Below are 23,445 nucleotides of genomic sequence, written 5' to 3'. Positions count from 1 at the left end.
TCCGAAACACGCCGTGAATACGTCCCTGTAGGCTCTCAAAAAACATCCCTGTTTTTTACGGTTCCGGAAGCCCCATCCACCAGCGCCTCGATATGCATGGGTGCTGGCTGCCGACATTACTGCAGCTAGCGCCCTTATTTGTTCAGGTACAGCTCACGACCGATCAGCATCCGGCGGATTTCGGACGTGCCGGCTCCGATTTCGTACAGTTTGGCGTCACGCAACAGACGGCCTGTCGGGTATTCGTTGATGTAGCCGTTACCGCCCAACAACTGGAAGCTTCAGCCGTACCCGGTCTTTAGCTCTGAAGAAGCGGTCTGTCCGCGCCGAGTGGGGTGGATCAGGCCCTGATCTTCGTAAAAACGTACGCTTCGCGTAGTGACATCGAACTCCTTGGCGAGCTCATTAATGTTGTAAGTTTTCTTGATGCCCATAGCGCTTCCTTTTAGCTTTATGCTAGTTTCAGTTTACGTAAACGTCAAATAATTTATGGGTTGAGTTCGGATAGTAGGAAAAAATTTTTCAAGGTATGGTGAAAATGTCAAAACTGGTCCGTTGCCCTATAGTCATGGGCACACGGTACCAATCCAGAACAACAACACTTGGAGATCCGTATGGTTTCGATCTTTGATCAGGGCCTCGAGCCCACCGATGCAAACCACGCGACCCTGAAACCGCTGGATTTCCTGGTGCTTACGGCCAGTGTGTATTCGGAATACCCGGCGGTGATTTATGGCGAAACGCGCAGTAACTAGCGGGAGACCTATGAACGTTGCCGTCGCCTTGCCTCCGCGCTTTCGGCAAAGGGGATACGATGCTGCCGAATATTCCCGACATGCTGGAATACCACTTTGGTGTTCCCGTGCTGGGCGGGGTGCAGAATGCACTGACTACCCGACTGGATGCCGAAGCCATTGCCTTTATGCTGGAGCAAGGCGAGGCTAGGGTGTTGATTGCAGACCGGGAATACGGTGAGGTCATCAAGCAACCCGTCAGCCAGCTCTATAACCCACTGAAGCTGGTTGATGTTAACTATCTCTAACTTGTTTGTGGTGACGCCCAGGTGATTGATCTGGACTACGAGGATTTCCTGACCAGGGGTGAGCCGGAATTCGAATGGCAAAAGGTGGCGTCGGAATTGCCGATCTTGCGTCATACCTCGGGGATCGGGGTGTCAAACTCCGCTTGCTTCAGGGCGAAAGCGATCTGCTCATCGGTGCAACGGGATCGCTATTCGGCATGATCTCCTGTTCAAGGGTCTATCATGCCGGATTTTCCAGTTTTAAACGGTTAAGAATTCTGGGTCAAGGTCAGGTCACCGCTTCAGGTGGTTGGTGACTGGCTTTACGTCCGGGTCTTCCAGGGCACCGTCAGGCTCGTTTTTCGGCTTAGCACGTAGTTCAGCGCTTTGGCCAGCGGATCGCTGGGCAGCAGGTCGCCCTGTTTCATCTGAACCCGGCACCACTGGAAGAAGTCGCTGACCACCCGCCCGGTGAGCTCCAGGCGGTACTGGCGTTTCTTCTCGCCGGACAGCCCCTAAGCTTTGATGACCTCTTCGATTTTTTACAACGTTGCGATCCGCAAAAATGCCTCGGTGGCTTTCTCCCGGTGATCCTTCTGTGCCTCGATAAAGTAGCGCCGGCTGTGGGCCTTATCCGAAGGTCCGCATAAGGCCCATTATCCCGAGTTGATTTTTATCCGGAGTAAAGCATCAAACTATAGGGCCAGTGGGAGCTGCATAGCAGTGTTTGCCGGGAAAAAATACCAGTTAGAGTTCTATGATACAGGCATCAAATGCAACTCCGATTCGAGACATCCCACTCAGGCGAAGCCTATGTGGCGGCTCAAGAGTGGCGCATGGCGAGATTGCCAAGCTGCCGCATCCGCAAGGCGGCTGCTCGTTTTCCAGACACGGCACCTACAATCGTGTAACACCTGCCGGTATATGGATACCGCGCTGTTACTATCCGGAAGGTCATCGCCATTTCAACCTCTCGGCGGTTCCTGTTTCCTCAGAACGCAAAACCGTGATAGCCCATTCCCAGCTTGCTCGTCTTCCTGGCGCCGCTACAGCGAGCGGTAGTTTTATCCTGTGTGAAGGCAACCCCATTACCGCATGAGAACTGGCATCTTCAGAGTCCACTCCAGATAAAATTCGACACGGGATAATGAACCCAGCATGGGGCGTTTGTGATGCCGGCTTGTTGTTCAGCATACCGGTCATAGGCCGCATAGCCGTCGCTGATCAGGGTGCCACTGAACTGATTGCTCAGCACCTGTTCGATATGGGCAGTAAGCAATTTGAGTTTAAAACGCCGAAACTTTCGAATACGAAGTAAAGCTCGTCAGGACGAAACCAGTCATCGCACCTACTACACCAGGTGGGGCGAAATGAGCTCGGTAGAAAGTGTCGGCAAGATCTCTTTGTAGTGGTTGTCTGGCTCCGTCTCGTCATCGACATAGGGTAAAGCCTCTGATTCGGCTAGGAACGGACCTAAGCTGAGAGTCAGTTCGTATTTTCCTGGTCACCAGACACCTCGCTTACGGTCCGATAAGATCATCGACGTTGGGGGCCAGATTCATCGATCCACTACTCAATCCGCACTTGACGTTTACGTAAAGGTAGACTAGTTTGGCTAAAGAGCTCTTTTGTTTAAATTCCATAAACTAATCTGCTCGTTTATCGCACCAGTTAATCATTAAAATTAACGGAGTCTAACTAATGGCTGATTTTACAAGAAGAAAGTTTATCGGAACTGCAGCTGTCGGTATGGCATCTGCTGCAATATCTGCCCCTACTATAGTTAAAGCTTCCACCGGTATTCGTTGGAACATGCCAACGAGTTGGCCTCGCCATTTGCTTCTACAAGATTCGGCAACGATTTTTGCAGAAAAGCTACTGCAACTAACAAACGGTGAATTTGAGATAAGAGTTCATTCAGCTGGAGAGTTGGTTCCTCCCGTTGGTGTTTTTGACGCTGTACAGTCAGGAACTGTGGAGTGCGCACATAGTTGGAGCGGCTATTATATCGGCAATAATAGCGCATTTGGTATTGATGGCGGTTTACCGTTTGGTATGACTGCAGAACAGCATCGCATTTGGTGGGAAAAAGCCGGTGGACGAGAACTCATGCAGGAAGTGTATGATAAATTTAACATGAGATCTTTTTTGGTCGGTGATACCAATGCGCAGATGGCAGGATGGTTTAATAAAGAAATAAATTCACTTTCTGACCTGGAAGGTATGAGGCTGCGTATTGTGGGCCTCGCTGGCAGGCTTTATGAGAGGCTAGGAGCCGCTACACAAGCAATTCCAGGTGGGGAAATTTTGACTGCCATGGAGAGAGGTGTTATCGACGGAGTTCAGTTCAATACGCCTCATGATGATATGAACTTAGGTCTACATGATGTTGCCAAGTATTATTATTATCCTTGCTGGACCCATCCTTCTGCACCACTTTCTATATTTGTTAATAAAGGCAAGTGGGAAGGACTTCCGGATGACTTTAAGACAGCATTTGAAGTGGCAAGCCTTGCAACACACGCAGAGCATGTCGCCCAGTCTCAGAATAAGGACAGAATTGCTCTTAAAGATCTTATGGAGGGAGACTATGGTGTTGAGGTGAAAGGTTTGCCAGAAGATGTTCTTGAAGCTGCTTATAAAGTAAATACTGAGATGATGGATGAGTTCTCAGATGAAAACGAAGACTTCGATAGAATTTATCGACATTGGAAAAGCTTTCTGGATGAATTACGAGTATTGCATGGAATAACTCGCTATCCACTGGACCAATTTGCTTATCGCAAATAACAGCGGTAGCGCAAGTAGCAATGGTTACGGCAGCTTCTTGAGCCTCTCGGAAGTTGCCTCTTATTCTTTTTGATGAATTCTGGTTATATGCTGATGAGAGAGGGTCCCACATGAAAGACAACCACAGTGCAATACGTAAAATAAATAGCTTCCTGATAAAGTCAATGGGATGGCTTACATTTTTAATGATAATTTTAACATTTTCTGGGACAGTGCTTCGATATGTAGGTCGATCCATAGGTACAAACCTAACATGGTCTGCAGCGATCGACTTGCAGTGGTACATTTTTAGCGTAGTCTTTTTAATGTTAGCAAGCTATAATATTTTCCACGATTCTAACGTCCGAGTAGATATATTCTATTCAAAATTTAGTGATAAAATAAAAAGCCTTGTCGATGTTTTGGGGCTTACTTTATTCGTACTGCCGTTTAGCTTTTTAATAATATACGTTTCATGGCCATTTGTTATTAATTCAATTACTGTGTTTGAAGGGCCTCCTGATCCTGGAGGCCTTCCAAGATGGATTATTAAGCCTCTCATACCAATAGCCTTTATGTTTGTTTTCTTACAGGCCAGCTACGTGGCTTGGAAGCATGTACTGTTTTTGTGCGGAAAATCAGATACCCCCCCCATTAAAGTTAATTACGAGGAAGAGATCTGATGGATGGATGGCTCGGTTTAGGGATGTTTTTATTGCTGATGATGCTAATATTCAGCGGTTTCCCTGTTGCGTATATTTTGGGAGGGGTGACGATAATTGCGTCCACCGTTGGGATTTTAGCAGGCGAATTTAATTTCATTTTTTTGCAGACCATCCCCTCTAGAATATATGGAATAATGCAAAATTATATGCTTCTTGCTATTCCTTTTTTTATATTCATGGGTTTAGTAATGCAGAAGTCGAAAATTGCTGATGACTTATTGGTTACTTCAGGCATGTTGTTTGGCAGAGTTAAAGGTGGAATTGCTATAGCTGTAATATTAATTGGCGGAATATTAGCTGCAAGTACTGGTGTTATAGGAGCGACGATAGTAGCCATGGGGCTAATTTCCCTACCAGTAATGCTGCGTTATGAATATGACGATAGTCCGGCAACTGGGGTAATTATTGCTGCTGGTTCGCTTGGTCAGATTATGCCTCCGAGTATCGTATTGATTGTTTTAGGGGATCAGATGGGGGTGTCCATTAATGATTTATTTGTAGCTGCTCTTTTTCCAGCAGCACTACTCGTGATTTTATATATATTATATGTCCTTGTGCTAGGATGGTTTAAGCCAGAATCAATGCCAAGAATTCCAGCAGAAGATAGTACCGGTATAAGCATATACAGGATTGCGTTTAGTATTATAAAAATTCTAGTGCCGCCTTTAGCTTTAATAATTTCAGTGTTGGGGAGTATTTTTTATGGGTTTGCAACACCGACGGAAGCTGGAGCTGTTGGGGCTGTAGGCGCACTTTTATTATCCATGGCTAATAAAAGGTTTAATATTAAGTTATTGAAAAGCTCATTGGAAGAAACATCTCGAATTACAAGTATGATAATGATTATTTTGGTAGGTGCTACAGCCTTCGCAATTGTATTCAAAGCATTAGATGGCGATTGGCTAATTAGAGATATTTTCGCGGCTATACCTGGTGGTCAGGTAGGCTTCATAATCGTATCACTTTTCTTGATCTTTATATTGGGCTTCTTTATAGACTTTTTTGAGATTATTTTTATAGTTATTCCAATCATATTGCCAGCAGCCATATTTATGGATATTGATTTGCTATGGTATGCAATCTTAGTTGCGCTAGTTGTACAAACATCATTTCTAACCCCACCATTTGGCTTTGCGCTTTTCTATTTAAGAAGTGTTTCGCCATCTTCAGTTTTAACCTCTACTATTTATAAAGGAGCGATCCCTTTTATTTGCCTTCAAGTTTTAGCTATTTTAATTGTTTACTTTTTTCCAAGCGTAGTACTTTGGCTGCCTTCGTTAAGATAATTTAAAAAACTTAGTAAGTCAGTTGCAACAGGAGGCTTAAAATGAAAAATGTAGTTAAGGATAATAAAGTACAGCCTAGTCCTAATGATGTAGTGATGCCCTATTTGCTTGATAAATTAAGCAACGATAGGCCAAACGATAATTTTGCTGAATTTGATAGTGGAGAAGAATGGAGCTATCGACGTACGGCTCTATTGGCTTCTAGTGCGGCTTTGGCTTTAAAGCGTCTTTCAGTCAATAAAGGTGATAAAGTTATTGTGTGGTTGCCCAATGGCGAGCTATCACTCAAAGCTTGGTTCAGTATTAATTGGATCGGTGGTGTTTCAGTAGCTATAAACACTGCATATAAAGGAAATCTGTTATCTCATGTTTTGGAAAACTCAGGAGCCAAGATTGCTTTTGTTCACCCTAGTTTACTGGAAAGACTTCTAGATCTCAAAAGCACACATGGGCTTAAGTGCATTATAACTGATAGTGAACATGCTTTGCGATTTCGAGATGAATTCGCAAAGTTCGATATATCTCTAGTCCCCTTTGACATTCTTGAAACTGATTCAACTTATGCTCCTCCTGTCAAGGGGCTGAAACCTTGGGATGAGCAATCTATTTGCTATACGTCAGGTACAACCGGCCCTTCTAAAGGAGTTATATCTAGCTATATGCACTTGTACTCTATGGGTCTTAATTGCACGATAGGAGTTGATGCTAATGATAGGTTTTTAATTAACTTGCCACTCTTCCATGTCGGGGGAACTTTATTTGTTGCCGGTGCGCTCGCGAGAGGTTCATCCATTGGAGTTGTCCAGGCTTTTAGTAGTGATGAGTTTTTTAACGTCTGTAAGGCGATGAGGATAACGCAATGCTTGCTCCTAGGAGCTATGGCTGGATTTTTAATGCGTTCTCCAGCTTCTCCAAAAGACAAGGACCATTACCTTCGAAGAGTAATGGTAATTCCTCTTTCTGAAGAACCGTCTAAAATGACTCTGCGATTCGGTTTTGATGTTTATACGTTATTTAATATGAGCGAAATTTCTGCGCCAATAGTCTCTGATTTAAATCCGAATGCTCTAGGAGCGTGCGGTAAATTGTTGCCTGGCTATGACGCAAAAGTAGTAGATGATAATGATTATGAGGTTCCAATTGGCTGTCCGGGAGAATTAATATTGAGGTCAGATGAGCCTTGGGTTTTGTTTTCTGGATACTACAAAATGCCAGATGCAACAGCTAAGGCATGGCAAAATGGATGGTTCCATACCGGAGATATGTTCAAAATTGATGAGCAGGGGAATTATTACTTTGTTGATCGAGTAAAGGACGCTATACGTCGGCGTGGAGAAAATATTTCATCTTTTGAAGTGGAAAGCGAAGTTTTAGAGTATCCAAATATTCTTGAAGCCGCTGCTGTCGGTGTGCCTGGAGATGGTGGTGAAGAAGAAGTTATGATAGTAGTTGTACCTCAAAAAGGATTTGAAATCAACTGTGACGACCTTATTTTGTTTTTAAGTAAGAGAATGCCCCACTATATGGTTCCAAAATATATCAAGATCATGAGCGAGCTGCCTAAGACACCTACATCAAAAATTGAAAAAAGAAAAATACGAGAGGAGGGGGTTACAGATGGCACATGGGATCGCAGCAATTCCTCAATAAAAATCCGCCGTGAAAAGTTCTGATACGAGGCACTGAGATGAAAATTAAAGAAATCCCCATCATTGTCAATGATGAAGAAACCTCTATCATTCAATATGACAAAAAAGTAACCAAACGAGACTCTATGGCCTATGCGGCTGGCATAGGGGCTGTCGATGATATTTATCTTTCAGATGATAGACCTCAAGGAATAGTTGCTCCTTTAAGTTATTCTGCTGCCTTGGAATGGCCAATTTTTGAAAAAGATGAATATTTGGACTTAATAGGCAGAGACTCCCATAATATTTATAATAAATTTGTTCATGGATTTCAGGATAGTATTTTTTACAAGCCAGTAAGGCCGGGGGACGATCTCTCTATTTCTGGATGTATTGTGCAAGCACGTGATACAAGTGCTGGCACTTTGTTAGTCACTAAATTAGCTGTGTCAGATCGAAACGGGGGTGAGTTATTAACTGAAAGCTGGTTTGGATCAATGTACATGAAGACGCCGTTAACCACTAAAGAATTTAATAATGGCCGCCAATCAAATTTGCCAAGCAACTTTCATTTAAAAGACTCGAATTTTGATAAAGAAGTTGTTATTAACATACCAAAAGGACAAGCGCATGTTTATACGGAGTGTTCACAAATATGGAACCCTGTGCATACTGAAAGAGAGTTTGCGCATGCATCCGGCCTTGATGATATTATTCTCCATGGAACCTGTACTTGGGCCAAATCCCTTCAGGCTCTTGCTAAGGAAATTGGAAGATCTGAATTTGAAAAGCCATTCTTCAGATTTGGTGCAAGATTTACTGGCTTCGTAATTCCCGGAAGCGATGTTTTAATAAAATATCGTATTATTAGAGAGGGGAAGTTAGAGTTTATAGTTATAAATCGAGATAATAAAGTCGCACTTAATGGAGGCGTTGCAGAATACGATTAAGCTTTGGGTCTAGATTCATAGAATATCCGTACCGCTTTGGGCGACACTGTAGAAGCTGGAAGACGGCCCATGATTGAAATGCGGACCCGGCGGTGAGGTGCTCACCGGAGGGCACCGTGCTATTGAACCCGCACTCCAAAAAGCGCCTACCCGGGCCATGGGCTACGTGCGGCTCCATGAACTGTGTCATCTCGTTGAAGACAACCACTGCCAGCGATTCTGCGCCCCTTAATTACATTGATATCGGTTGCGACAACATAGCGGAATGGCAAGCCCGCTAACGACTTCAGCTGCGGTGCGCCCGGGGTAGTATCCGTTTACGATCTCCAAGTCTGGGCCATGAGCACTCGGGACAACGCCGTTACCGCTTACCTAGCCATGGCAGCCGGCGACATCTCCCTTGATCGCCTGTTGACGCTGGCGCCATATTCGATACTCCAACGATGAATCGTTGATATTAATTCGGTGCCCTTAAGCCAACTAGGTCTATGGAACCACTCCATGCTCAAGCTGGCCGATCAATGTCCTCACTTTTCGTATTCCTGCAGCTGTCCCCATTAAGCCAAATGGCGGTGTGTTGCCCAGCGCTCGCTGCGATGATGGCAGCCATCGTTCAGCGGCCCGCTGAACGCCCTCGAAAAGTTCGACTGGGACCATCGGCGGCGGCCAGACCGAGCAGTGCTATTTTCAGGTCAATGCGTCTAGCAAGCCGGTACGAATCGCCATCAACGAGCAGCAGACCCTGTCACTGGCCTGGGAAAAGGCGGTGACATTGTGGGGCGAGGCCTTTGATATCCGAGCTAAGGACGTGGAGGTGAAGAGGCAGAACCGTCCCTCGCCGGAGCAATTTAAGCAACTGCGCAAGCACATGAACGAGGTGGAGAGGGCCGGTCTGGGTGTTGGGGTTCTGCATCACGTTTATGCCGAGCAGCGCGCCGAGCTTGAGCGCAAGAAAGCCCAGTCCAGTCTCAAAGAGCAGCCAGTCGACAAGATTGATTTGCTGGATGTTCACTCCCGTTTGGAGCGAGAAATTAGCGAATATATGGAGAAGTCCGGGGCGCGAGGCTGATCTGGAGAAGGATATATGTGCTTACAGGCTCTCAGGGCAATCCGGCCGCTTTGTGACTTGGGCTTGGGTCGTCTTGTGGAATCGTGGTCATGCTCAAGTCGACGGTTTTTTTCAAAAGCAGCTGACAATTTAACGACCTCCTTCGAGTCAGCTGAAGCCTTTGATCTTGTTGGCTGGTAGGATCCGGGTATGCCAGTTGTGACAGATCTATGTGCACTATTTTACGGAGGAAGGGGATGCGTCTTTTCGCCTATAAGCTAGTCAGCGATACCGGTTTTGCCCCTAACCCTTTTGGCGAAACGCTGACATTGGCGACGTGTAAACCACAGATACGTCGGTGTAAGGAAAAGGGTGACTGGATAGCTGGGTTCACTTCAGTATCTTTGGCGGGTGATCCAGTGGGTGAGGAGCGGCTTATCTACCTTATGCAGGTCGCTGAGAAGCTGCATATCCGTGAGTACTTTGAGGACCCTCGGTTCCAAAGCAAGACTCCTGATATGACCGCAAAAGGTCCGGAAGCTAAAGCAGGAGACAATATCTATCGGCCTTGCGTTGTCGGCGCCTTTGAAGAAGAGCATTTTGAACAACTTCCAAACGCAAATCATTGGGGGAGCGATATGCCCAGCCAAGATGATTTGAGGCGGGACATATCCGGTCGGTACGTTCTGGTTGCAGGTGAGTTCTACTATTTTGGCAGAGATGCCTTGGTTGTCCCGCCAGAACTCCGTCCAGCTGTTCCCCGCGGACAATCTGCTCATGGTACTCAGACGGAAGAATCACTAGCATCTAGATTCATTGAATTTGTTCGAAGCCAATGTGCGCCTGGCAGGAATGGAGCGCCTCATAGCTGGCCGGCCAAATTGACTGCGAATAGGACTCCCTGCGGAGCACGCGGATGAAGCTGATCTTGAGCCGAAAGGGGTTTGATTCATCTGCAGGTGGATGTCCCAGTCCAGTATTTCCCGACGGCGCTTTTTACGCATTGCCAATCCCGGACAAGAAATCGCGTATTACCTATCAGGAGCTGAGCTACCAAGGGATAAACATCGGTAAGCTCGTTGCTGATCTAACGGGCGATCCCCGGCGTTTTGAGCATTACGCCCATCTTGATCCTGATCTCATTTCAGATGTTTACCCGCGAGCTGCTGACTGGCGGCCTCTGCTTGGGCAGGCAGGTAGCGCTCAAGGGCATTTGCGTAAGCAAGAAGTAGACGTAGGTGACGTTTTCTTGTTTTTTGGATTATTTAGACGTGTTGAGAAATGCGGTGAGGATTGGAGGTTCATCAAGTCGGCACCCCCGTTTCATGCGCTGTGGGGCTGGCTCCAGATAGAGCAGATCCACAAGGTTGACCAGTTAGCAGAGGAGGAGTTGGCCTGGGCCCGTTATCACCCCCACTTTCACGGTCAAATTGACGCAAGCAACACCCTATATCTTGCGTCTGAGACTCTCCGCCTGGACGGAGTGGATACTGGGTTACCGGGGGCGGGCACGTTCAGACAAATGCATGACCAGTATAGGCTGACTGCTCCAGGGGTATCATCACCAACACTTTGGCGCTTGCCGAGCTTCTTTTATCCCAATGGTTCTGGTTGCACATTGAGCTTCCATAGCAACCCTTCTCGCTGGTCTAAGGCTGGAAAGTACTGCCATTTAATGATTGCCTCCCGAGGCCAGGAGTTCGTTCTTGAAACCGCGGCTTATCCTGAGGCGATCTCTTGGCTGAATGGGCTTGTGCGGCGGTGATGAACTCTTTAGCAGTTTCTCTGACCTGAATCGCTTCCTCAATATCCTAAACGTCCGCTCATTGACTGAAATCAGACAACTGGACCCGACTGACGGCTTTCACAAGTACGTCTCCGTCACCTGGCTGTGTCTTCGGTGGCTTTGAGTTTATTCGTTACTCTCAGGTCGGTTCGATGTCAGTTGCGTGAATCCTTGTGTGGCCACAAGCAGCTCTCGGCTGATTACTCTGGCTGTCACTGGCCTCAGCTTCGTTGTTTAACCTTTTCATCGTCATTCCTGAAGTTTAGGGGAAGACGCCATGCTCAAGTTGCCCCACCAATCTGCGGACCTTCTGAATACCGGGCTCGGTCCCCATAATCGAAATCGGCGTATGGTTACCCAGACCACGGACCGAGGATGACAACCACTTACCTGCGGCGGTCCTATCTCCTTCGAACAGCTCTAGGATTTCATCGTAGGCAATCTCCCTGAGTTCTGCTGCCGTCTGCTTCTTTGTCATATCCGATACTCCAGCGATGTTTAAACCTCAGTTTTTCACAAGTTGGCCTAGCTGCAAGCAAATAGTTGGGTCATCTGGGAGTTATTGCGAAAAACCGTCAATTAGACCGAACACAGAGTGCTTGCCAACCTCGAAAATAGCCTCACCGTTAGTTAAGAGGCTGTACTGATGAACGACAAATTCAAAACGAAAAAGGTGAAGATTGGGGAGCTGAAACTCTCTCCTGACTTCCCATCCGAATACCGATCGATGCTTTTGGGGCTTGCTTATCGAGCGTCATGCTTTTCAGACGTACCTGAGCAGCTCTTGATTGATTACATCATTGCGCATCCTCCTGTAGGAGTGATCGGGGATGATGAAAAATTTTATGTAACCAGCAACATCCGCTCTCTGGCAATCAAGCCATTCTTGCCATCCGACACCAAGATTTTGGTGATGGTCGACATTTCCAGCCAACCCAACGATCTGGTGTTCGTATCGGCGCAAAGAGAAATTCTTAACTGTGTAGTGCCTGCTATGGAAAGGAAACTCTACAGTCGCGCTGTGGCTGCACTATGGAGCGTTATTTTGAAAGGAAGAGGCACACCGCTCGTTCCGACGAAAATTGCTCTGGCTCATCTTGCCGGCCTGAGGCGGCAATCCCTTTCGGAGAAGCGTGCTGAACAACCGGAAGCCAAATTCATGAAAGAAAAGGGTGGTTCGAAATGATCAACCAAGAAATGACTGAGACTCTCATCGATCTCATCGATCCACCGCCAGGGATGCTGGGAATTACTGGTGTCGCTCAGGTTCTTCGTACTGTTCTTGAACATGCGGAACAAATCACATTCACGCCAGATTCTTTAGGGCAAAAGCCGTTCTTCCTGGATGTGCTGCCGCAGCTGAAAGATTTTTGCTTTGCAATAACGACTCAAGCTGAGGGTTCTGCTGATTGGGTCGAGCAGCCTGGCGCGATCACTCAGTTCAAAACGAGCAATCCGATCTATGGTTCACTGCAGGAGATGTCGAAAAAGCAGAAAACGCCTTCGCAGGGTCGTTTGCTCTTATTCGCACATGCGCTGGTGGCAGCTCATACCGGAATACAGGTTGACTCTGTCTCCGCCAAAATGCCGGCAGCCAATATCCAGGCAGGCTTTCGTGAACTGCGTCGTCTCAGCGACAGGCTATTGGACTCACTGACGTTTGATGCATCCAGCCGCAAGGGTTGCTACCAAACATTACTTGAGGCTGAGCAGGCAGAGTCCAGCGAATTTAGTGCTGCCGAACTCGATCGACTCGGCCACATTCGCAGAGTGATTGGCTTATCGCTCGGTGCAGAAAAACCTCTTGAGATTTCCGCTCGCAAAAAGCAGGTAAATGGCTCCGGGCGGGTCAGCATAAACACAGTTTCGCCAGATCAACTCGGTGACGTTGGAGGAGTGGATTTTTCTTTGATGGAAGTGCCAACGTCATCGGTTGAACAAGAGAATGCTGCCCGATTAGAAGCCCTTCCGGTAAATGATCTTACAACGACTGCTGGATACGCTGTTCCATCAGAGCGTTCAAATCCAAGAGGTGGAGGGTCCCCGAGAAGTGGCGCATTCAAACGCCGCCACATTGCCGACCAACTGCGTCGCAGCGCCCAAGCACTGACTACCCGGTGGGATCGACTGACAGCGTATGAGATTGACTCGGTCATATCGGAGCTGTCGTGGGATGGTGCGGGTCAGAACCCGGGTGAGTTGGCGGCCGGGTTGGTTTTGCTGACAGGGCGACCATTATCAACAGTGTTGAATGCCCGTCTGTATAGCACTATTAACCAGGTTCCCGAGAACATATCGGATGATTCCATAGCGATTTGCAAAGAAGGCAGTTTCATTCAGGTTCACGTTCCTGTGCCGGAGCGCATGCGTCCTCTGCGTACAGAGTGGGAGCCAAACGTGTACCACACTCATAGTCAACTCCGTCTACCCATTTTGAAGCTGCTCTGGAATTTGATCATTCGATCTATTGGGGTAGCTGACTCACAATGGTGCGGATACCTGTTTCCGCGTCCCGACATAGCTGACATACAGGACGGTGTTGAGAACTTCATTTCTGAGTCGCGCTCTGAAAGCGGAGCCAGGATCACGCTCACCCGCCTGCAGCGCTGCATATACAACGAGATTGCGGATGTGCAGGGCGATGTCGCGGATGGTGTGTTTATCACCGGAAACCAACCTGCGACCGGGGCCCATGTGGGTATACACTATTATTGTGTCGCCGAATCCGACCTGCAGAAGCGTTACCTAACAGCGACACGCGACATGGTTGAGGGCGGGCATAAGGAACTGATGGAGCCGGTTACACCTCTCCAACAGCGTTCCTATTTCATCGGCACGCCGTTCTGTCTTAAACCAGAGCGCCTATCAGTGCTTATTTCAGACCTCCGGGATCGACTAAAAGCTGACTTGGAACAGCCTCTCGCTCCCGAAACCTTGATCGATATTCATAACAGCTTCACGTCCTATGTCCTGGTGTTTATGGCGTTTGCGACCGGCTACCGTAGCGTTCATGCACCATTATCGCGTAGTTCCGATCTCGATCCATGGTCCCGGATGCTCGTCGTTGCGGACAAAACCGATGCCGCGTTCAGTCACGCCAGACTCGTGCCGGTACCAGAACTTTTCTCTCTGCAGTTGGATTTGTACAGACAGCATCGCGAACGTGTTGTTGAGCAGATGTGGGCGCTTCTTGGTATTAAAGACCCGGGGCATTTTCTGTTTTTCCTTTCTAAAGCATCTCGCAGAACTAAAAAGTCCGAAAAGATTGTGAAAGTGCGGCAGGTATCTCCTACCACATTGGCTGAGAACCTGAATGGAATTTCGGATCTGCCACTTAACCTGAACCGTCATTTTTTGCGGAGCGAGCTGCGTCATCGTGGCGTAAGTGCAGAACTCGTAGACACTTGGATGGGACATTGGCTGGTGGGGCAGGAGCCAATGGGTCGGTTTTCAGCACTGAACCCCACCGAATATGTGTCGGAAATTGAGTCCATGCTCAACGTCATTCTTGACGACCTGGGCTGGACCGCAGAGGAGGGGCTGTTATGAATAAGAACATTCCGGTTGAGAACCGTGCACACGGGGATGAAATTCGGTCCGAGAACCGTCGACGGGTTATTGAGCACGAGTGTCAGATGGTGGACCAATACCTCGATAGGCATTGTGAAGACATCTTGCAGGGAGTTTGCGAGAACCCAGTCTCAGAACAACGAATTGACTCGCTTTTCGCCTCCGTAAAGGAGGGAGCGGCTGGGAAGGCGATCAAAATTCGGCACAACTATCTTGCTGAATGCTTGCATAAAATTGCTCGTGAACATGAGCTGGATCTGCCAAACCAACAGAGAATGTTGGTTTTGCATGGAGAGTCCGCCCCTACGACTCCTGCGGGATTCTATGACCTCTCGATTGGACAGGATTGGCTGAAGGAATTCTGGTCGGACATTGAATTTCCGCGCAAACGGAACGATGTCGATGAGCACAAAGTTGATGCGGGCCAGCTCGTATTCAGTTTTATTGTGTTCGGCGGTATTCACAGCAAGAAAAAGCTACTCTCTCTGATAGCAGCCATACCCAAAGGCGTTCGCCACTTCCACGGACTTACGTGGATGGACATTGAAACTAACCAGGGATTATGGCGCTGGTTTCCGGATCCCGTATCGCTGCTTTTGCTCAAGCGCTGGTACAAAATTCACGGTGGTGATCATTGGCCCAGCGGGGTTAACACAGATGTCAGCCGTTTGGCGTTCAATTTCCTGAAATTCTTAAAGGCTCTGCCCGGCGATTTGGCGTCGCCGAATCGTGTCTTACGCCTTCTGATTGAATCATCGTCGACCCGGGACGCCACCTGGATCGAGGGCGTTTTTCATCATATCCAACGCAGTCCCGGTGCAACTGTCTCTTTGCCCGCCGATGCATGGGCGAGGTTATTAGACAAAAAGGTGCCTCCACTACTTTCAAAGAAAATTGAAACTGATGAAAGCAAACCGGTATCGGATTTACGGCCTTTAAGCGGAAGCTGCGATTCAGACGTCTATGCCGGGGTACGGGCTATCCAAAGAGTTCTGAAACAGGCTACAAGAAAAAGCGCGGCTGGTGAGCGTGATAAAACCTACCAACTATTGAATGCCATTGCTGGTGATGAATGTTGGGCTCCCGTTGTCCGCGTACTGGCTAGCTGGTGTGCCAATATGCGGCGATATGGAGGGCGCCAGGGACGGTTGGTGATCAGCAGCATTCAGCGCTACTTCAGTACGATTGCCAATCCGCTGGCCACAATTCTCTCTATGACAGGTGACCTGAATGCCTTGGGGGAGGATGAGTGGGAATGGGTATATGACCAACTGCTCTCCAGTTCTCCGTCGGGTAAACGGCGGTCGGATCGAGCAATAGTTGCCGGCTGGTTCCATGCCTTCATGGTCGTCCAATTTGGAATGCCTGAGGTCGAGATTGAGGGCGCTACCGCTAACGGTGAGGTGGATGCTGACATACTGACCCCTGCGGAATACGTTCGGGCACAGAATATTTTGGCGCACTCGGAAGTTAGTAGACGCCTTGTGACAGTTCGGAAAATCGTTCTGACTCTGGGATATCGCTGTGGCTTGCGGCGCACTGAAATCCAGAAAATTCTCATCAAAGATGTGCAGGGGCTAATGGCCCCCGTCTTGTCACGTCCAGAGCTATTGACGCGCGGTAATCAGTTTGCGGGTCAGAAAAGTAACAGTGGAACGAGACGGCTTCCATTATGGGCGTTGCTGACGGAAACAGAATTGAGCCAGCTGCAGGACTGGTATCAGCACCGACTGAAGGAACCGAATACCAAGGAAAGCGATTTGCTGTTCTGCGCTCCCCAACGAGGGAACCAGCTAATTCCACAGCGTCATTTATTCGTTCCGATCCAGGAAGCGATGCGTGCGGCTTCCGGTACGGGTAGCCTGAGGTTTCATCATCTTCGGCACTCGTGTGTCACTCTGACTGGGGTAAGGCTGTTGGAGCGCTGGCCGGGAGAGTTGATGAAGGAGAGTTGGGCCACGGATGATGCTGAGAACATAGTGATGCCCCACTGGGGACGAGACATTTTTGCGATTGCCAACCGGTCAACAGAATGGGCGCCTACTCGCAAAAAGTTGTGGTTTCTGGCCTTGCTGGCAGGCCACGCCTCGCCGGGCCAAACGCTGCTAAGCTACGCGCACTTGATGGACTATGTAAATGGTGCCCGCCAAGCTGAGCGCAGGCTACCGGTTTTAACGTTGCGTGGGCAGAGCAGTCTCCTGGGCTCATCCACCGGATCCATGGAGGTGTACCGGAACCGGCATGGTCTGACTGGAGCCACAACGGCACGCGAGCTAGCGTGCACCGTGCAAAGAGGGTGGCCAAGCGGTATCTGTATCACAGCGGCGACGAATCTGACGGCTTTCAAAATGCCAGATCACCCGACCCTTTCTGCGTGTTTGGAGCCCGAGCCATACACGGCATTCATGATCTATGACGCTTTGTTCCAGTTCAATCGAATGGTTGCCGAGGGCCACAGCAGAGGCGAGGCCACCCAAAGAGTGGCAGACCGATATGATTTGGCAGTCATTACCGTTGAAGCATGGCTTAACCTCGGGGAGCGCCTAATGCAGCAGCGTGTTCGCGACGGTAGTCATCGTAGCGCGCAATCACAAAATCCGGGTAAGTCGGCGGAAACAGTCGCCTACAAGGACGGCATTGGCGGTGTCGCAATGCCTGAACTGCCGCAGTGTCCAGCGCCTCCCAAATCTAAACTGGCTCATGGGCACGTGGAGGACGTCTTTGAACGTGTGCGCCGTTGGATGAGAGAAGAGCCCGAACCCGCTCGCTCTGCCTTGCAGACGGTGAGTGATTCGGCGCAGCGAAGCAAGACGCAGCTCTCGTTTACTCGCGATGAAAATAAGCGGGCATACCTCGACCTTCTCAAAAATGCCGGGTTAATGCACCTAGTAAAAATCCGCGTAAGAGCTCCCGAGAACGGCCTCTCAGATCGCGATATTAAGACGCACTGGTCAAAGCAGTTCCAAGTGCCCCAAGCGCGGGTGGCAATTGCGTCGCAGAAATCTAAGGGCGATCGATTTCGGTATGGTAGCGCTCAGGTTGAAGTCAGGCCTGAGCCAACGCTTGGAAAGGGTGGGTCTCAGAACACGATGAGTGCGTTGAGATTTGCTGTTTTTGCGCTGGCGTTGGTGCGTGCTGGAGAAGCAGCAATTGAGGACGCTGCTAAGGAAGAAAAGCAGTAGTTAGCCATCCTTGGCCAATGAACTCAATCCTTTAGGAGGGGTAAAGCCTTTCCGTAGTTTGTCTTTGAACCCGCTAAATGTCTTTTCGCTGAGCCAATCAGCTCCGACTGGAGATGTGCCGCAACGAGGTGGGACGTTTGAACGACCATTGCCCCTGGATGAGGCTTTGTGCGGCTTCCGACCCGGTACATTGATGCGATGATGAACTGAATCATACGGGCTGCATCAGCTTGGAATTTCTCCAACCGTTTGAGCTCTTCTGAGAGCAACCCCAGAGTTTTCAGAGCCACCTTGAGATAATCCGGTGGCTTGGAATCCGTAAGCTCAATGCGGCCCAGGCCGTGCAGAAGGCCGGCGATGGAAGCCAGCCAGCGCTCCTCGTCAGTGTATCCGCGGCATGCATCGAACGACCTCATGGCGACATCAAGGCTATGCTGGGCCAGACTGCCCGGTGTCTCGTAACCCGGTTCCCACATTGCTCCATTCATAAATCGTATGCCCACTGATGGCCGACCGAGAACCCGCCGTACAAAGTCCTTTAGTGGCCGCACCGGGCATTGTGCGATGAACAATTCAATATCGGTAGCTATGTCCGGACGATGCAGCGTCGAATAGGGCAGATGCAACATCGTGTCCGGGGTGTCCAGCAAAATAACTGTATCCGAACGAGACACGGCATACTGATCCCTCGCCGTCCACAATACGAGTTGAACGGCAGCATCGGGAATTTTGGTCAGCCGGAGTTCCTGGTGTGGTTGGGACATAACCACATCATACCGCTCGAAAGAATTCTCAATCTGCAGCTCAAGCACAGGCAGATCTTCGCCATTGGCGATTTCTTTCAGATCGATGATGGTGCCGATGAAAATGTCTGGCTCGCTATCCCACCTGGTATTCACAAACAGAGTACCGCTCATACTGCGTCCTCCTGAATAGAGAGAAGCTCGCGCTCCAGACATGCAATCAGATAGGTCAGCGGGTCACGCATGCCGTCGCAATCGATCTGATCCAACTGGTCCTCCACCCAGGTCGCCAGGGCTGCAAGGTTGCTGGATTCGTCGCCATGGCCGAGGAGGCAGATAAATTCGGTACCATCGGGGATTTGCATCGTGACTGCCAATGCGCCCGCGAGCCGGTTAGCGACAGACCTGCGGCTAATAGAGAGAGTGTGATAAGTAGTGTGGTTCATGAGTTAGTTCCTTTTTCTGAATCGACTGGAGCATCAAATTCTTTGATGAGAAGGCGTTCGATTGCACTGCCATCGCGGCGCGTCAAATTGGGCACATATCGTGAGTAAATCCTGAACAACATCTCGGTGGTTGTATGGCCCATCTGCGCGGCAATCCATTCAGGGTTCTCGCCGGCTGCCAGCCACAACGTCGCAGCCGTGTGACGGGTCTGGTACGGACGTCTTTTGCGCAAACCCAAATAGGTGAGCAATGGATACCAGACTCTTTTGGTAATATTGTTGTGATTCAGAGGCCCGCCTGTTCGCGAACAGAAAACGAAATCCATTTTTCCAGTCGCGTTTTTTTGGTCGTTCAGCGCATCGAAAACCAACTGCGACATCTCGATGTGTCTGTAGCTGCCATCATTTTTTGTGTACTCCAGGCGGCCATCGACCAAAGCTTGACGAACCAGAATCTGACGACGTTGGAAATCCACGTGCTCCCATTGGAGTCCGTCAATCTCACCCGTGCGCATTCCGGTGAAGAAGCGAACGACGTAATAATTTCTGAAGTCCGAGCGGACGGTATCAATGACTTGCTTTACCTCATCGATACTGAACGGTTCGACATCTGTCCGACGTACACGCAACGATTTAATCCCGTGATAGGGTGAGCTAAACTCGAAGCGGTTGGCTGCTTCGCACAGGATCATGCGCAAAGGTGTCATGATTTTGTTGATCCGACTGGCAGAAAGACTTTTCCCACTCCGGGTTACAACTTTGGCGAGTGATGCCCGGAAACCGAGAATGTCTTTTTTGGTGATGCGGCCAACCTCTTTTTCCCCGAAATAGGGTACGAGGTAATTTCTAAGTGTTCCCTCTACTGTCTCGATGTGTGACTGGCGCCACTGAATTTGCATCTCTTTCATCCAATCACCCGAAAAATCCCGGAACAGTGGAGTTTGGTGGTATCCCGGTACCGAACTCCCAGTAGTAACCGCGAACTTTTCGACGTTGGGGCTGTTAGGGAAATAGGTTCCATACTCGAATGACCCAAGAGTGATTTCTGCTTCAATCCTCGCAAGGATCTGTTCGAGCTGTTTTCGGTTCTTTGGTGTTTCCGGCAACGCAGTTTGTTCCCTGCAGCGTTTTCCTCGGAATCGGAAGTCGAAGCAAAGCTTTCCGGTTTCAGGCCTCGTAACAATCTTACCCACGGCACACCCCTCCCCGAGCCATTGGCACGGCAAATGCGACACTGGTGGCCTGGTCAAACATGTCTTGCTCAACTTTCTCCCAGATATAAAGAATTTTTCGCCCCCCAAACGGGCGGATATAATGAACACCCTCAAGCAAGACGCTGTCTTTGAGCCGTTCACGAATCGTCCTTGGGTCATATTTGATCCGCTGGGACAGTTCTTCGGTAGTCAGATACTCCTGTGACATAACTTTTCACCTCTGCTATCGTTCAGTGCTGGAGGACATACCGCATGACTAGCGCCTCAAAATGTCCTCCTGTAGATCATTATGCACTCATAAAGACCTTTTGCAAGTCTTTTTGATCTCCTGCGGGTTAATTTGTTCTTTGGTGGGCCAAATGATTAAGTGCCATCTGTCTAAGCTGATGGGCGAGAAGAAACTCAAGATTGTCGATGTGGCGAGAGAAACTGGGGTTAACCGGGGCACCGTCACCCGGCTTTATCACGAGACCGCGAGTCGTGTGGAGCTCGAAACTATTGAAGCTCTGTGCCGATATCTGGGTTGTGACGTTGGTGATTTGTTCGAGTTTGTAGACGAGCAGTAAGCAAAGTTCTGGCAGGGAGTAGTGCAGGCAATGGCAATACCTGATTTTCAGTCGGTCATGCGTCCGGTTCTTCAAACGGTCAGCGACGGCCAGCCCCGGGCTTTGGCCGATGTGCGGGAAGCCGTGAAAGAGGCTTTTGAGCTGTCAGACGAAGAGCGAAAAGAGCGTTTGCCATCTGGCAACCAGACGGTGATCAACAACCGCGTGGGTTGGGCAAGGACATACCTCAATAAAGCTGGGCTTCTCACAATTCCGGAAAGAGGCATGGTGCAGATCACGGACCGTGGCCAGGATGCGCTATCCAACGGGCCGGAGCGAATCAGTGTTGCATGGTTAAAACAGTTTCCTGAATTCCATGATTTCCATACCCAGAAACCAAAACCTGTCACCGATTCATTGAAGCCGGTGGACGACATTATTGAAGAGGCCACGCCCGACGAACAGCTTGCCTCCGCCCACCAGTCTTTGATGGAGAATCTTGCCGACGAAGTGCTTGATAGTATCCGAAAAGCATCACCCTCTTTTTTCGAAACCCTGGTCGTCGATTTAATGATCTCAATGGGCTATGGCGGCTCCAGGAAAGAGGCAGGACAAGCCACACAAACGACCAACGATGATGGAATTGACGGAATCATAAAGGAAGACAAGCTGGGTCTGGATACTATTTACCTCCAAGCCAAGCGCTGGGCCAATACGGTACATCGCCCCGAAATCGACAAATTTATCGGTGCTTTGACCAGGCAGCGTGCACGCAAAGGTGTGTTTCTGACTACGTCTGATTTTTCCGCAGGAGCCCGAGAGGCCGCGGCTGGCCTGGACATGAAGGTCGTCCTGATCGATGGCCGGGAACTGGCTCAGCTCATGATTGAAAACAATCTGGGTGTTAGCGTGAAAGACATCTATGAGGTGAAGCAGGTCGACACTGATTATTTCATTGAAGAGTAACCAATTAAGTTTTCACTTGTCTGCCTGTCGTGGGATCTGAGGTGTCGCAAGCGGAGCTTCTAGGTTAAGTCGTCGTGACTTCGCCAGACAGACTTTTGGCTCCTTAACTGGTAAATTCCAATGCAGATCTGAAAAGGAGTTTACCAGTGTTCAAAAAACAGGTTCTGCTGACATGGCTGGGACGCCACGATCTCGATGGGAAGAGTGAGGTTCAGCCAGGCCCTATCGCCTCCGTGGCGTTAAATTCTGACTGGCCTTTCGACGAGATAAGGATTCTCGTCAATGGCTGGTTCGATGAGATAAGCGCATACGAGCATTGGCTGAAGGCTGTGGCAAGCCCCCGATACAGTAGACGCCTGATAGCGTTACACTAAACGCAAATCTACAGGTGTTGGTAATGAGCGGAAAGCGATACTCCGAAGAATTCAAAATCGAGGCGGTCAAGCAAGTCACGGAGCGTGGCTACAAAGTGACTGATGTGTGCCGGAGACTGGGGATTACCTCGGCCAGCTTGCACAAATGGATCAAGCTCTATGGTGATGCTGGCAGCCAGCACCAACAAATCAGCGAGCAGCAGGATGAGTTGCGCAAGCTGAGAGCAGAGTTGCGCCGGGTCAGTGAGGAGCGCGACATACTAAAAAAGGCCGCAGCGTTCTTTGCCAAGGAGTCCAAGTAAAGTATCGCTTCATCAGGGCTCACCAGAGTGAATTTCAAGTCCGCGTCATGTGTCGGGTTCTGGGCGTCCACTTCAGTGGCTTCTATGCCTGGCTAAATGCACCAGAAAGCCCTCGCACCAAGGCCAACCGCCGCTTGGTGGGACTGATCAAACAGGCCTGGCTCGAAAGTGGTGGCGTGTATGGCTATCGGAACATCACCCTGGATCTCAAGGACCTCGGCGAGAGGTGCAGTAAAAATCGGGTATATCGATTGATGAAGGCCGAAGGTATCCGCGCTCAGCGCGGCTATAAACGCCACAAAGGCTATTACGGCGGAGAACCCGCTCATGTCGCGCCCAATCATCTGGATCGCGATTTTGAGGCTCAGAAGCCAAACGAGCGATGGGTGACTGATATTACCTACATTCGGACTCACGAGGGCTTCTTGTATCTCGCCACCGTTCTGGACCTGTTCTCCCGGCAAATTGTGGGCTGGTCTATGAAGCCACGGATGTCGACGGACCTGATTATGGATGCCTTGCTGATGGCCTCATGGAGGCGCAGACCGAAACAGGAGGTCCTGATTCACTCAGACCAAGGCTCTCAGTACACCAGCCGTGAATGGAGAGACTTCCTGAAAGACCACCGATTGAAACCCAGTATGAGCCGTCGCGGAAACTGTCACGACAATGCGGTTGCTGAGAGCTTCTTCTCGTTGCTCAAGAGTGAACGAGTGAAACGGAAAATCTATAAGGATCGGGAAACAGCCCGGCAGGATATCTTCGATTACATTGAGATGTTCTATAACCCGGTTCGCCGACACGGCAATAACGGTGGGCTGTCACCGGTGGACTTCGAAAAGCAGTACTTCACAAAGCTGTCAGGTGTCTAAGATATCGGGGGCTTGCCA

The 23,445-nt window shown here is 49.3% G+C and carries 26 protein-coding genes and 2 pseudogenes; 18 read left to right on the top strand and 10 right to left on the bottom strand.

Annotated elements, in window-relative coordinates:
• Positions 1–134: 134 nt before the first annotated feature.
• Together AC13D2_RS11305 and AC13D2_RS11300 are read right to left on the bottom strand one after the other, a co-directional pair.
• Positions 135–281: pseudogene (locus AC13D2_RS11305) on the bottom strand (acyl-CoA dehydrogenase family protein); the annotation flags it as partial.
• A pseudogene (locus AC13D2_RS11300) lies at positions 262–434 on the bottom strand (MerR family transcriptional regulator); the annotation flags it as partial. The pseudogenes AC13D2_RS11305 and AC13D2_RS11300, both read right to left, overlap by 20 nt.
• Positions 435–614: 180 nt before the next feature.
• On the opposite strand from AC13D2_RS11300, the gene AC13D2_RS11295 reads away from it, so the two are divergent.
• From AC13D2_RS11295 to AC13D2_RS11285, 3 genes are all read left to right on the top strand, one after another.
• The gene (locus tag AC13D2_RS11295) at positions 615–755 is read left to right on the top strand and encodes a hypothetical protein (RefSeq protein WP_482938627.1); all 141 of its coding nucleotides are present in this window, start codon (positions 615–617) and stop codon (positions 753–755) included.
• 59 nt (positions 756–814) lie between these two features.
• Entirely contained in the window at positions 815–1,042 is a 228-nt protein-coding gene (locus AC13D2_RS11290; protein WP_482938626.1) for an AMP-binding protein, read from the top strand.
• A gap of 74 nt (positions 1,043–1,116) precedes the next feature.
• Positions 1,117–1,338, top strand: a complete 222-nt coding sequence (locus tag AC13D2_RS11285; RefSeq protein ID WP_482938625.1) for a hypothetical protein — start codon at positions 1,117–1,119, stop codon at positions 1,336–1,338.
• A 6-nt stretch (positions 1,339–1,344) separates the two neighbouring features.
• Here AC13D2_RS11285 and AC13D2_RS11280 read toward each other — a convergent pair whose 3' ends face one another.
• Together AC13D2_RS11280 and AC13D2_RS11275 are read right to left on the bottom strand one after the other, a co-directional pair.
• Positions 1,345–1,485: a hypothetical protein gene (locus tag AC13D2_RS11280; RefSeq protein ID WP_482938624.1), complete on the bottom strand. Its 141-nt coding sequence runs from the start codon at positions 1,483–1,485 to the stop codon at positions 1,345–1,347.
• A 647-nt stretch (positions 1,486–2,132) separates the two neighbouring features.
• Entirely contained in the window at positions 2,133–2,300 is a 168-nt protein-coding gene (locus AC13D2_RS11275) for an IS66 family transposase (RefSeq protein ID WP_482938623.1), read from the bottom strand.
• A 422-nt stretch (positions 2,301–2,722) separates the two neighbouring features.
• Here AC13D2_RS11275 and AC13D2_RS11270 point away from each other — a divergent pair, with 422 nt between their 5' ends.
• The 6 genes from AC13D2_RS11270 (at position 2,723) to AC13D2_RS11245 (ending at position 8,611) form a co-directional block, all read left to right on the top strand.
• Positions 2,723–3,811, top strand: coding sequence for a TRAP transporter substrate-binding protein (locus tag AC13D2_RS11270; RefSeq protein WP_482938622.1), 1,089 nt, complete (start codon positions 2,723–2,725; stop codon positions 3,809–3,811).
• Between the two features lie 110 nt (positions 3,812–3,921).
• The gene (locus AC13D2_RS11265; RefSeq protein ID WP_482938621.1) at positions 3,922–4,473 is read left to right on the top strand and encodes a TRAP transporter small permease subunit; all 552 of its coding nucleotides are present in this window, start codon (positions 3,922–3,924) and stop codon (positions 4,471–4,473) included.
• Positions 4,473–5,801 (top strand): TRAP transporter large permease, encoded by a 1,329-nt coding sequence (locus tag AC13D2_RS11260; RefSeq protein ID WP_482938620.1) that lies wholly within the window; start codon positions 4,473–4,475, stop codon positions 5,799–5,801. The genes AC13D2_RS11265 and AC13D2_RS11260 overlap by 1 nt, the downstream gene beginning before the upstream one ends.
• A gap of 41 nt (positions 5,802–5,842) precedes the next feature.
• The gene (locus AC13D2_RS11255) at positions 5,843–7,474 is read left to right on the top strand and encodes an AMP-binding protein (protein ID WP_482938619.1); all 1,632 of its coding nucleotides are present in this window, start codon (positions 5,843–5,845) and stop codon (positions 7,472–7,474) included.
• 14 nt (positions 7,475–7,488) lie between these two features.
• Positions 7,489–8,379, top strand: coding sequence for a MaoC/PaaZ C-terminal domain-containing protein (locus AC13D2_RS11250; RefSeq protein WP_482938618.1), 891 nt, complete (start codon positions 7,489–7,491; stop codon positions 8,377–8,379).
• Positions 8,380–8,536: 157 nt separating this feature from the next.
• On the top strand, positions 8,537–8,611 hold the full coding sequence (locus tag AC13D2_RS11245; protein ID WP_482938634.1) for a YgjP-like metallopeptidase domain-containing protein: 75 nt from the start codon (positions 8,537–8,539) through the stop codon (positions 8,609–8,611).
• Between the two features lie 254 nt (positions 8,612–8,865).
• Here AC13D2_RS11245 and AC13D2_RS11240 read toward each other — a convergent pair whose 3' ends face one another.
• Complete coding sequence (locus AC13D2_RS11240) at positions 8,866–9,036, bottom strand: antitoxin Xre/MbcA/ParS toxin-binding domain-containing protein (RefSeq protein ID WP_482938617.1); 171 nt, start codon at positions 9,034–9,036, stop codon at positions 8,866–8,868.
• A 157-nt stretch (positions 9,037–9,193) separates the two neighbouring features.
• Between AC13D2_RS11240 and AC13D2_RS11235 the strand changes: the two genes are divergently transcribed.
• The 3 genes from AC13D2_RS11235 to AC13D2_RS11225 all read left to right on the top strand — a co-directional run bounded on the left by AC13D2_RS11235 (position 9,194) and on the right by AC13D2_RS11225 (position 11,192).
• On the top strand, positions 9,194–9,448 hold the full coding sequence (locus tag AC13D2_RS11235; protein WP_482938616.1) for a hypothetical protein: 255 nt from the start codon (positions 9,194–9,196) through the stop codon (positions 9,446–9,448).
• A gap of 209 nt (positions 9,449–9,657) precedes the next feature.
• Entirely contained in the window at positions 9,658–10,347 is a 690-nt protein-coding gene (locus AC13D2_RS11230; RefSeq protein WP_482938615.1) for an Nmad2 family putative nucleotide modification protein, read from the top strand.
• Positions 10,344–11,192, top strand: a complete 849-nt coding sequence (locus AC13D2_RS11225) for an Nmad3 family putative nucleotide modification protein (protein WP_482938614.1) — start codon at positions 10,344–10,346, stop codon at positions 11,190–11,192. Before AC13D2_RS11230 ends, AC13D2_RS11225 begins: the two co-directional genes overlap by 4 nt.
• Positions 11,193–11,475: 283 nt before the next feature.
• On the opposite strand, the gene AC13D2_RS11220 is transcribed toward AC13D2_RS11225, so the two are convergent.
• Positions 11,476–11,691, bottom strand: a complete 216-nt coding sequence (locus tag AC13D2_RS11220; protein WP_482938613.1) for an antitoxin Xre/MbcA/ParS toxin-binding domain-containing protein — start codon at positions 11,689–11,691, stop codon at positions 11,476–11,478.
• Positions 11,692–11,859: 168 nt separating this feature from the next.
• Between AC13D2_RS11220 and AC13D2_RS11215 the strand changes: the two genes are divergently transcribed.
• Genes AC13D2_RS11215 through AC13D2_RS11205 form a run of 3 tightly spaced genes read left to right on the top strand, consistent with a single transcriptional unit; the run spans position 11,860 to position 17,965 of the window.
• A complete protein-coding gene (locus AC13D2_RS11215) occupies positions 11,860–12,399 on the top strand; it encodes a hypothetical protein (RefSeq protein ID WP_482938612.1) in 540 nt (179 codons plus the stop codon).
• The gene (locus AC13D2_RS11210; RefSeq protein ID WP_482938611.1) at positions 12,396–14,762 is read left to right on the top strand and encodes a hypothetical protein; all 2,367 of its coding nucleotides are present in this window, start codon (positions 12,396–12,398) and stop codon (positions 14,760–14,762) included. The genes AC13D2_RS11215 and AC13D2_RS11210 overlap by 4 nt, the downstream gene beginning before the upstream one ends.
• On the top strand, positions 14,759–17,965 hold the full coding sequence (locus AC13D2_RS11205) for a tyrosine-type recombinase/integrase (RefSeq protein WP_482938610.1): 3,207 nt from the start codon (positions 14,759–14,761) through the stop codon (positions 17,963–17,965). The genes AC13D2_RS11210 and AC13D2_RS11205 overlap by 4 nt, the downstream gene beginning before the upstream one ends.
• A 23-nt stretch (positions 17,966–17,988) precedes the next feature.
• On the opposite strand, the gene AC13D2_RS11200 is transcribed toward AC13D2_RS11205, so the two are convergent.
• The 4 genes from AC13D2_RS11200 to AC13D2_RS11185 are packed head-to-tail and all read right to left on the bottom strand — an operon-like array spanning position 17,989 to position 20,576.
• Complete coding sequence (locus AC13D2_RS11200; protein ID WP_482938609.1) at positions 17,989–18,882, bottom strand: hypothetical protein; 894 nt, start codon at positions 18,880–18,882, stop codon at positions 17,989–17,991.
• Positions 18,879–19,154 (bottom strand): hypothetical protein, encoded by a 276-nt coding sequence (locus tag AC13D2_RS11195; protein WP_482938608.1) that lies wholly within the window; start codon positions 19,152–19,154, stop codon positions 18,879–18,881. The genes AC13D2_RS11200 and AC13D2_RS11195 overlap by 4 nt, the downstream gene beginning before the upstream one ends.
• Entirely contained in the window at positions 19,151–20,347 is a 1,197-nt protein-coding gene (locus tag AC13D2_RS11190; protein WP_482938607.1) for an Arm DNA-binding domain-containing protein, read from the bottom strand. Before AC13D2_RS11190 ends, AC13D2_RS11195 begins: the two co-directional genes overlap by 4 nt.
• Positions 20,340–20,576 carry a hypothetical protein gene (locus AC13D2_RS11185; protein WP_482938606.1) on the bottom strand — a complete coding sequence of 79 codons (237 nt, stop codon included), beginning with the start codon at positions 20,574–20,576 and terminating at the stop codon, positions 20,340–20,342. Before AC13D2_RS11185 ends, AC13D2_RS11190 begins: the two co-directional genes overlap by 8 nt.
• Before the next feature lie 151 nt (positions 20,577–20,727).
• Here AC13D2_RS11185 and AC13D2_RS11180 point away from each other — a divergent pair, with 151 nt between their 5' ends.
• The 3 genes from AC13D2_RS11180 to AC13D2_RS11170 all read left to right on the top strand — a co-directional run bounded on the left by AC13D2_RS11180 (position 20,728) and on the right by AC13D2_RS11170 (position 23,427).
• Positions 20,728–20,934, top strand: a complete 207-nt coding sequence (locus AC13D2_RS11180) for a helix-turn-helix domain-containing protein (protein ID WP_064229038.1) — start codon at positions 20,728–20,730, stop codon at positions 20,932–20,934.
• 30 nt (positions 20,935–20,964) lie between these two features.
• Positions 20,965–21,879, top strand: a complete 915-nt coding sequence (locus AC13D2_RS11175; protein ID WP_482938605.1) for a restriction endonuclease — start codon at positions 20,965–20,967, stop codon at positions 21,877–21,879.
• 397 nt (positions 21,880–22,276) lie between these two features.
• Positions 22,277–23,427, top strand: a protein-coding gene (locus AC13D2_RS11170) for an IS3 family transposase (RefSeq protein WP_482938604.1) whose coding sequence is annotated in 2 segments (ribosomal slippage) — positions 22,277–22,514 and positions 22,514–23,427 — 1,152 coding nt in all. Because the reading frame shifts where the segments join, the coding sequence is not laid out codon by codon here.
• Positions 23,428–23,445 lie beyond the last annotated feature (18 nt).

Source organism: Marinobacter sp. B-12, assembly GCF_056857915.1.
Note: the sequence above shows the minus strand (reverse complement) of the source record. Positions and strands in the feature narration are given on the sequence as shown.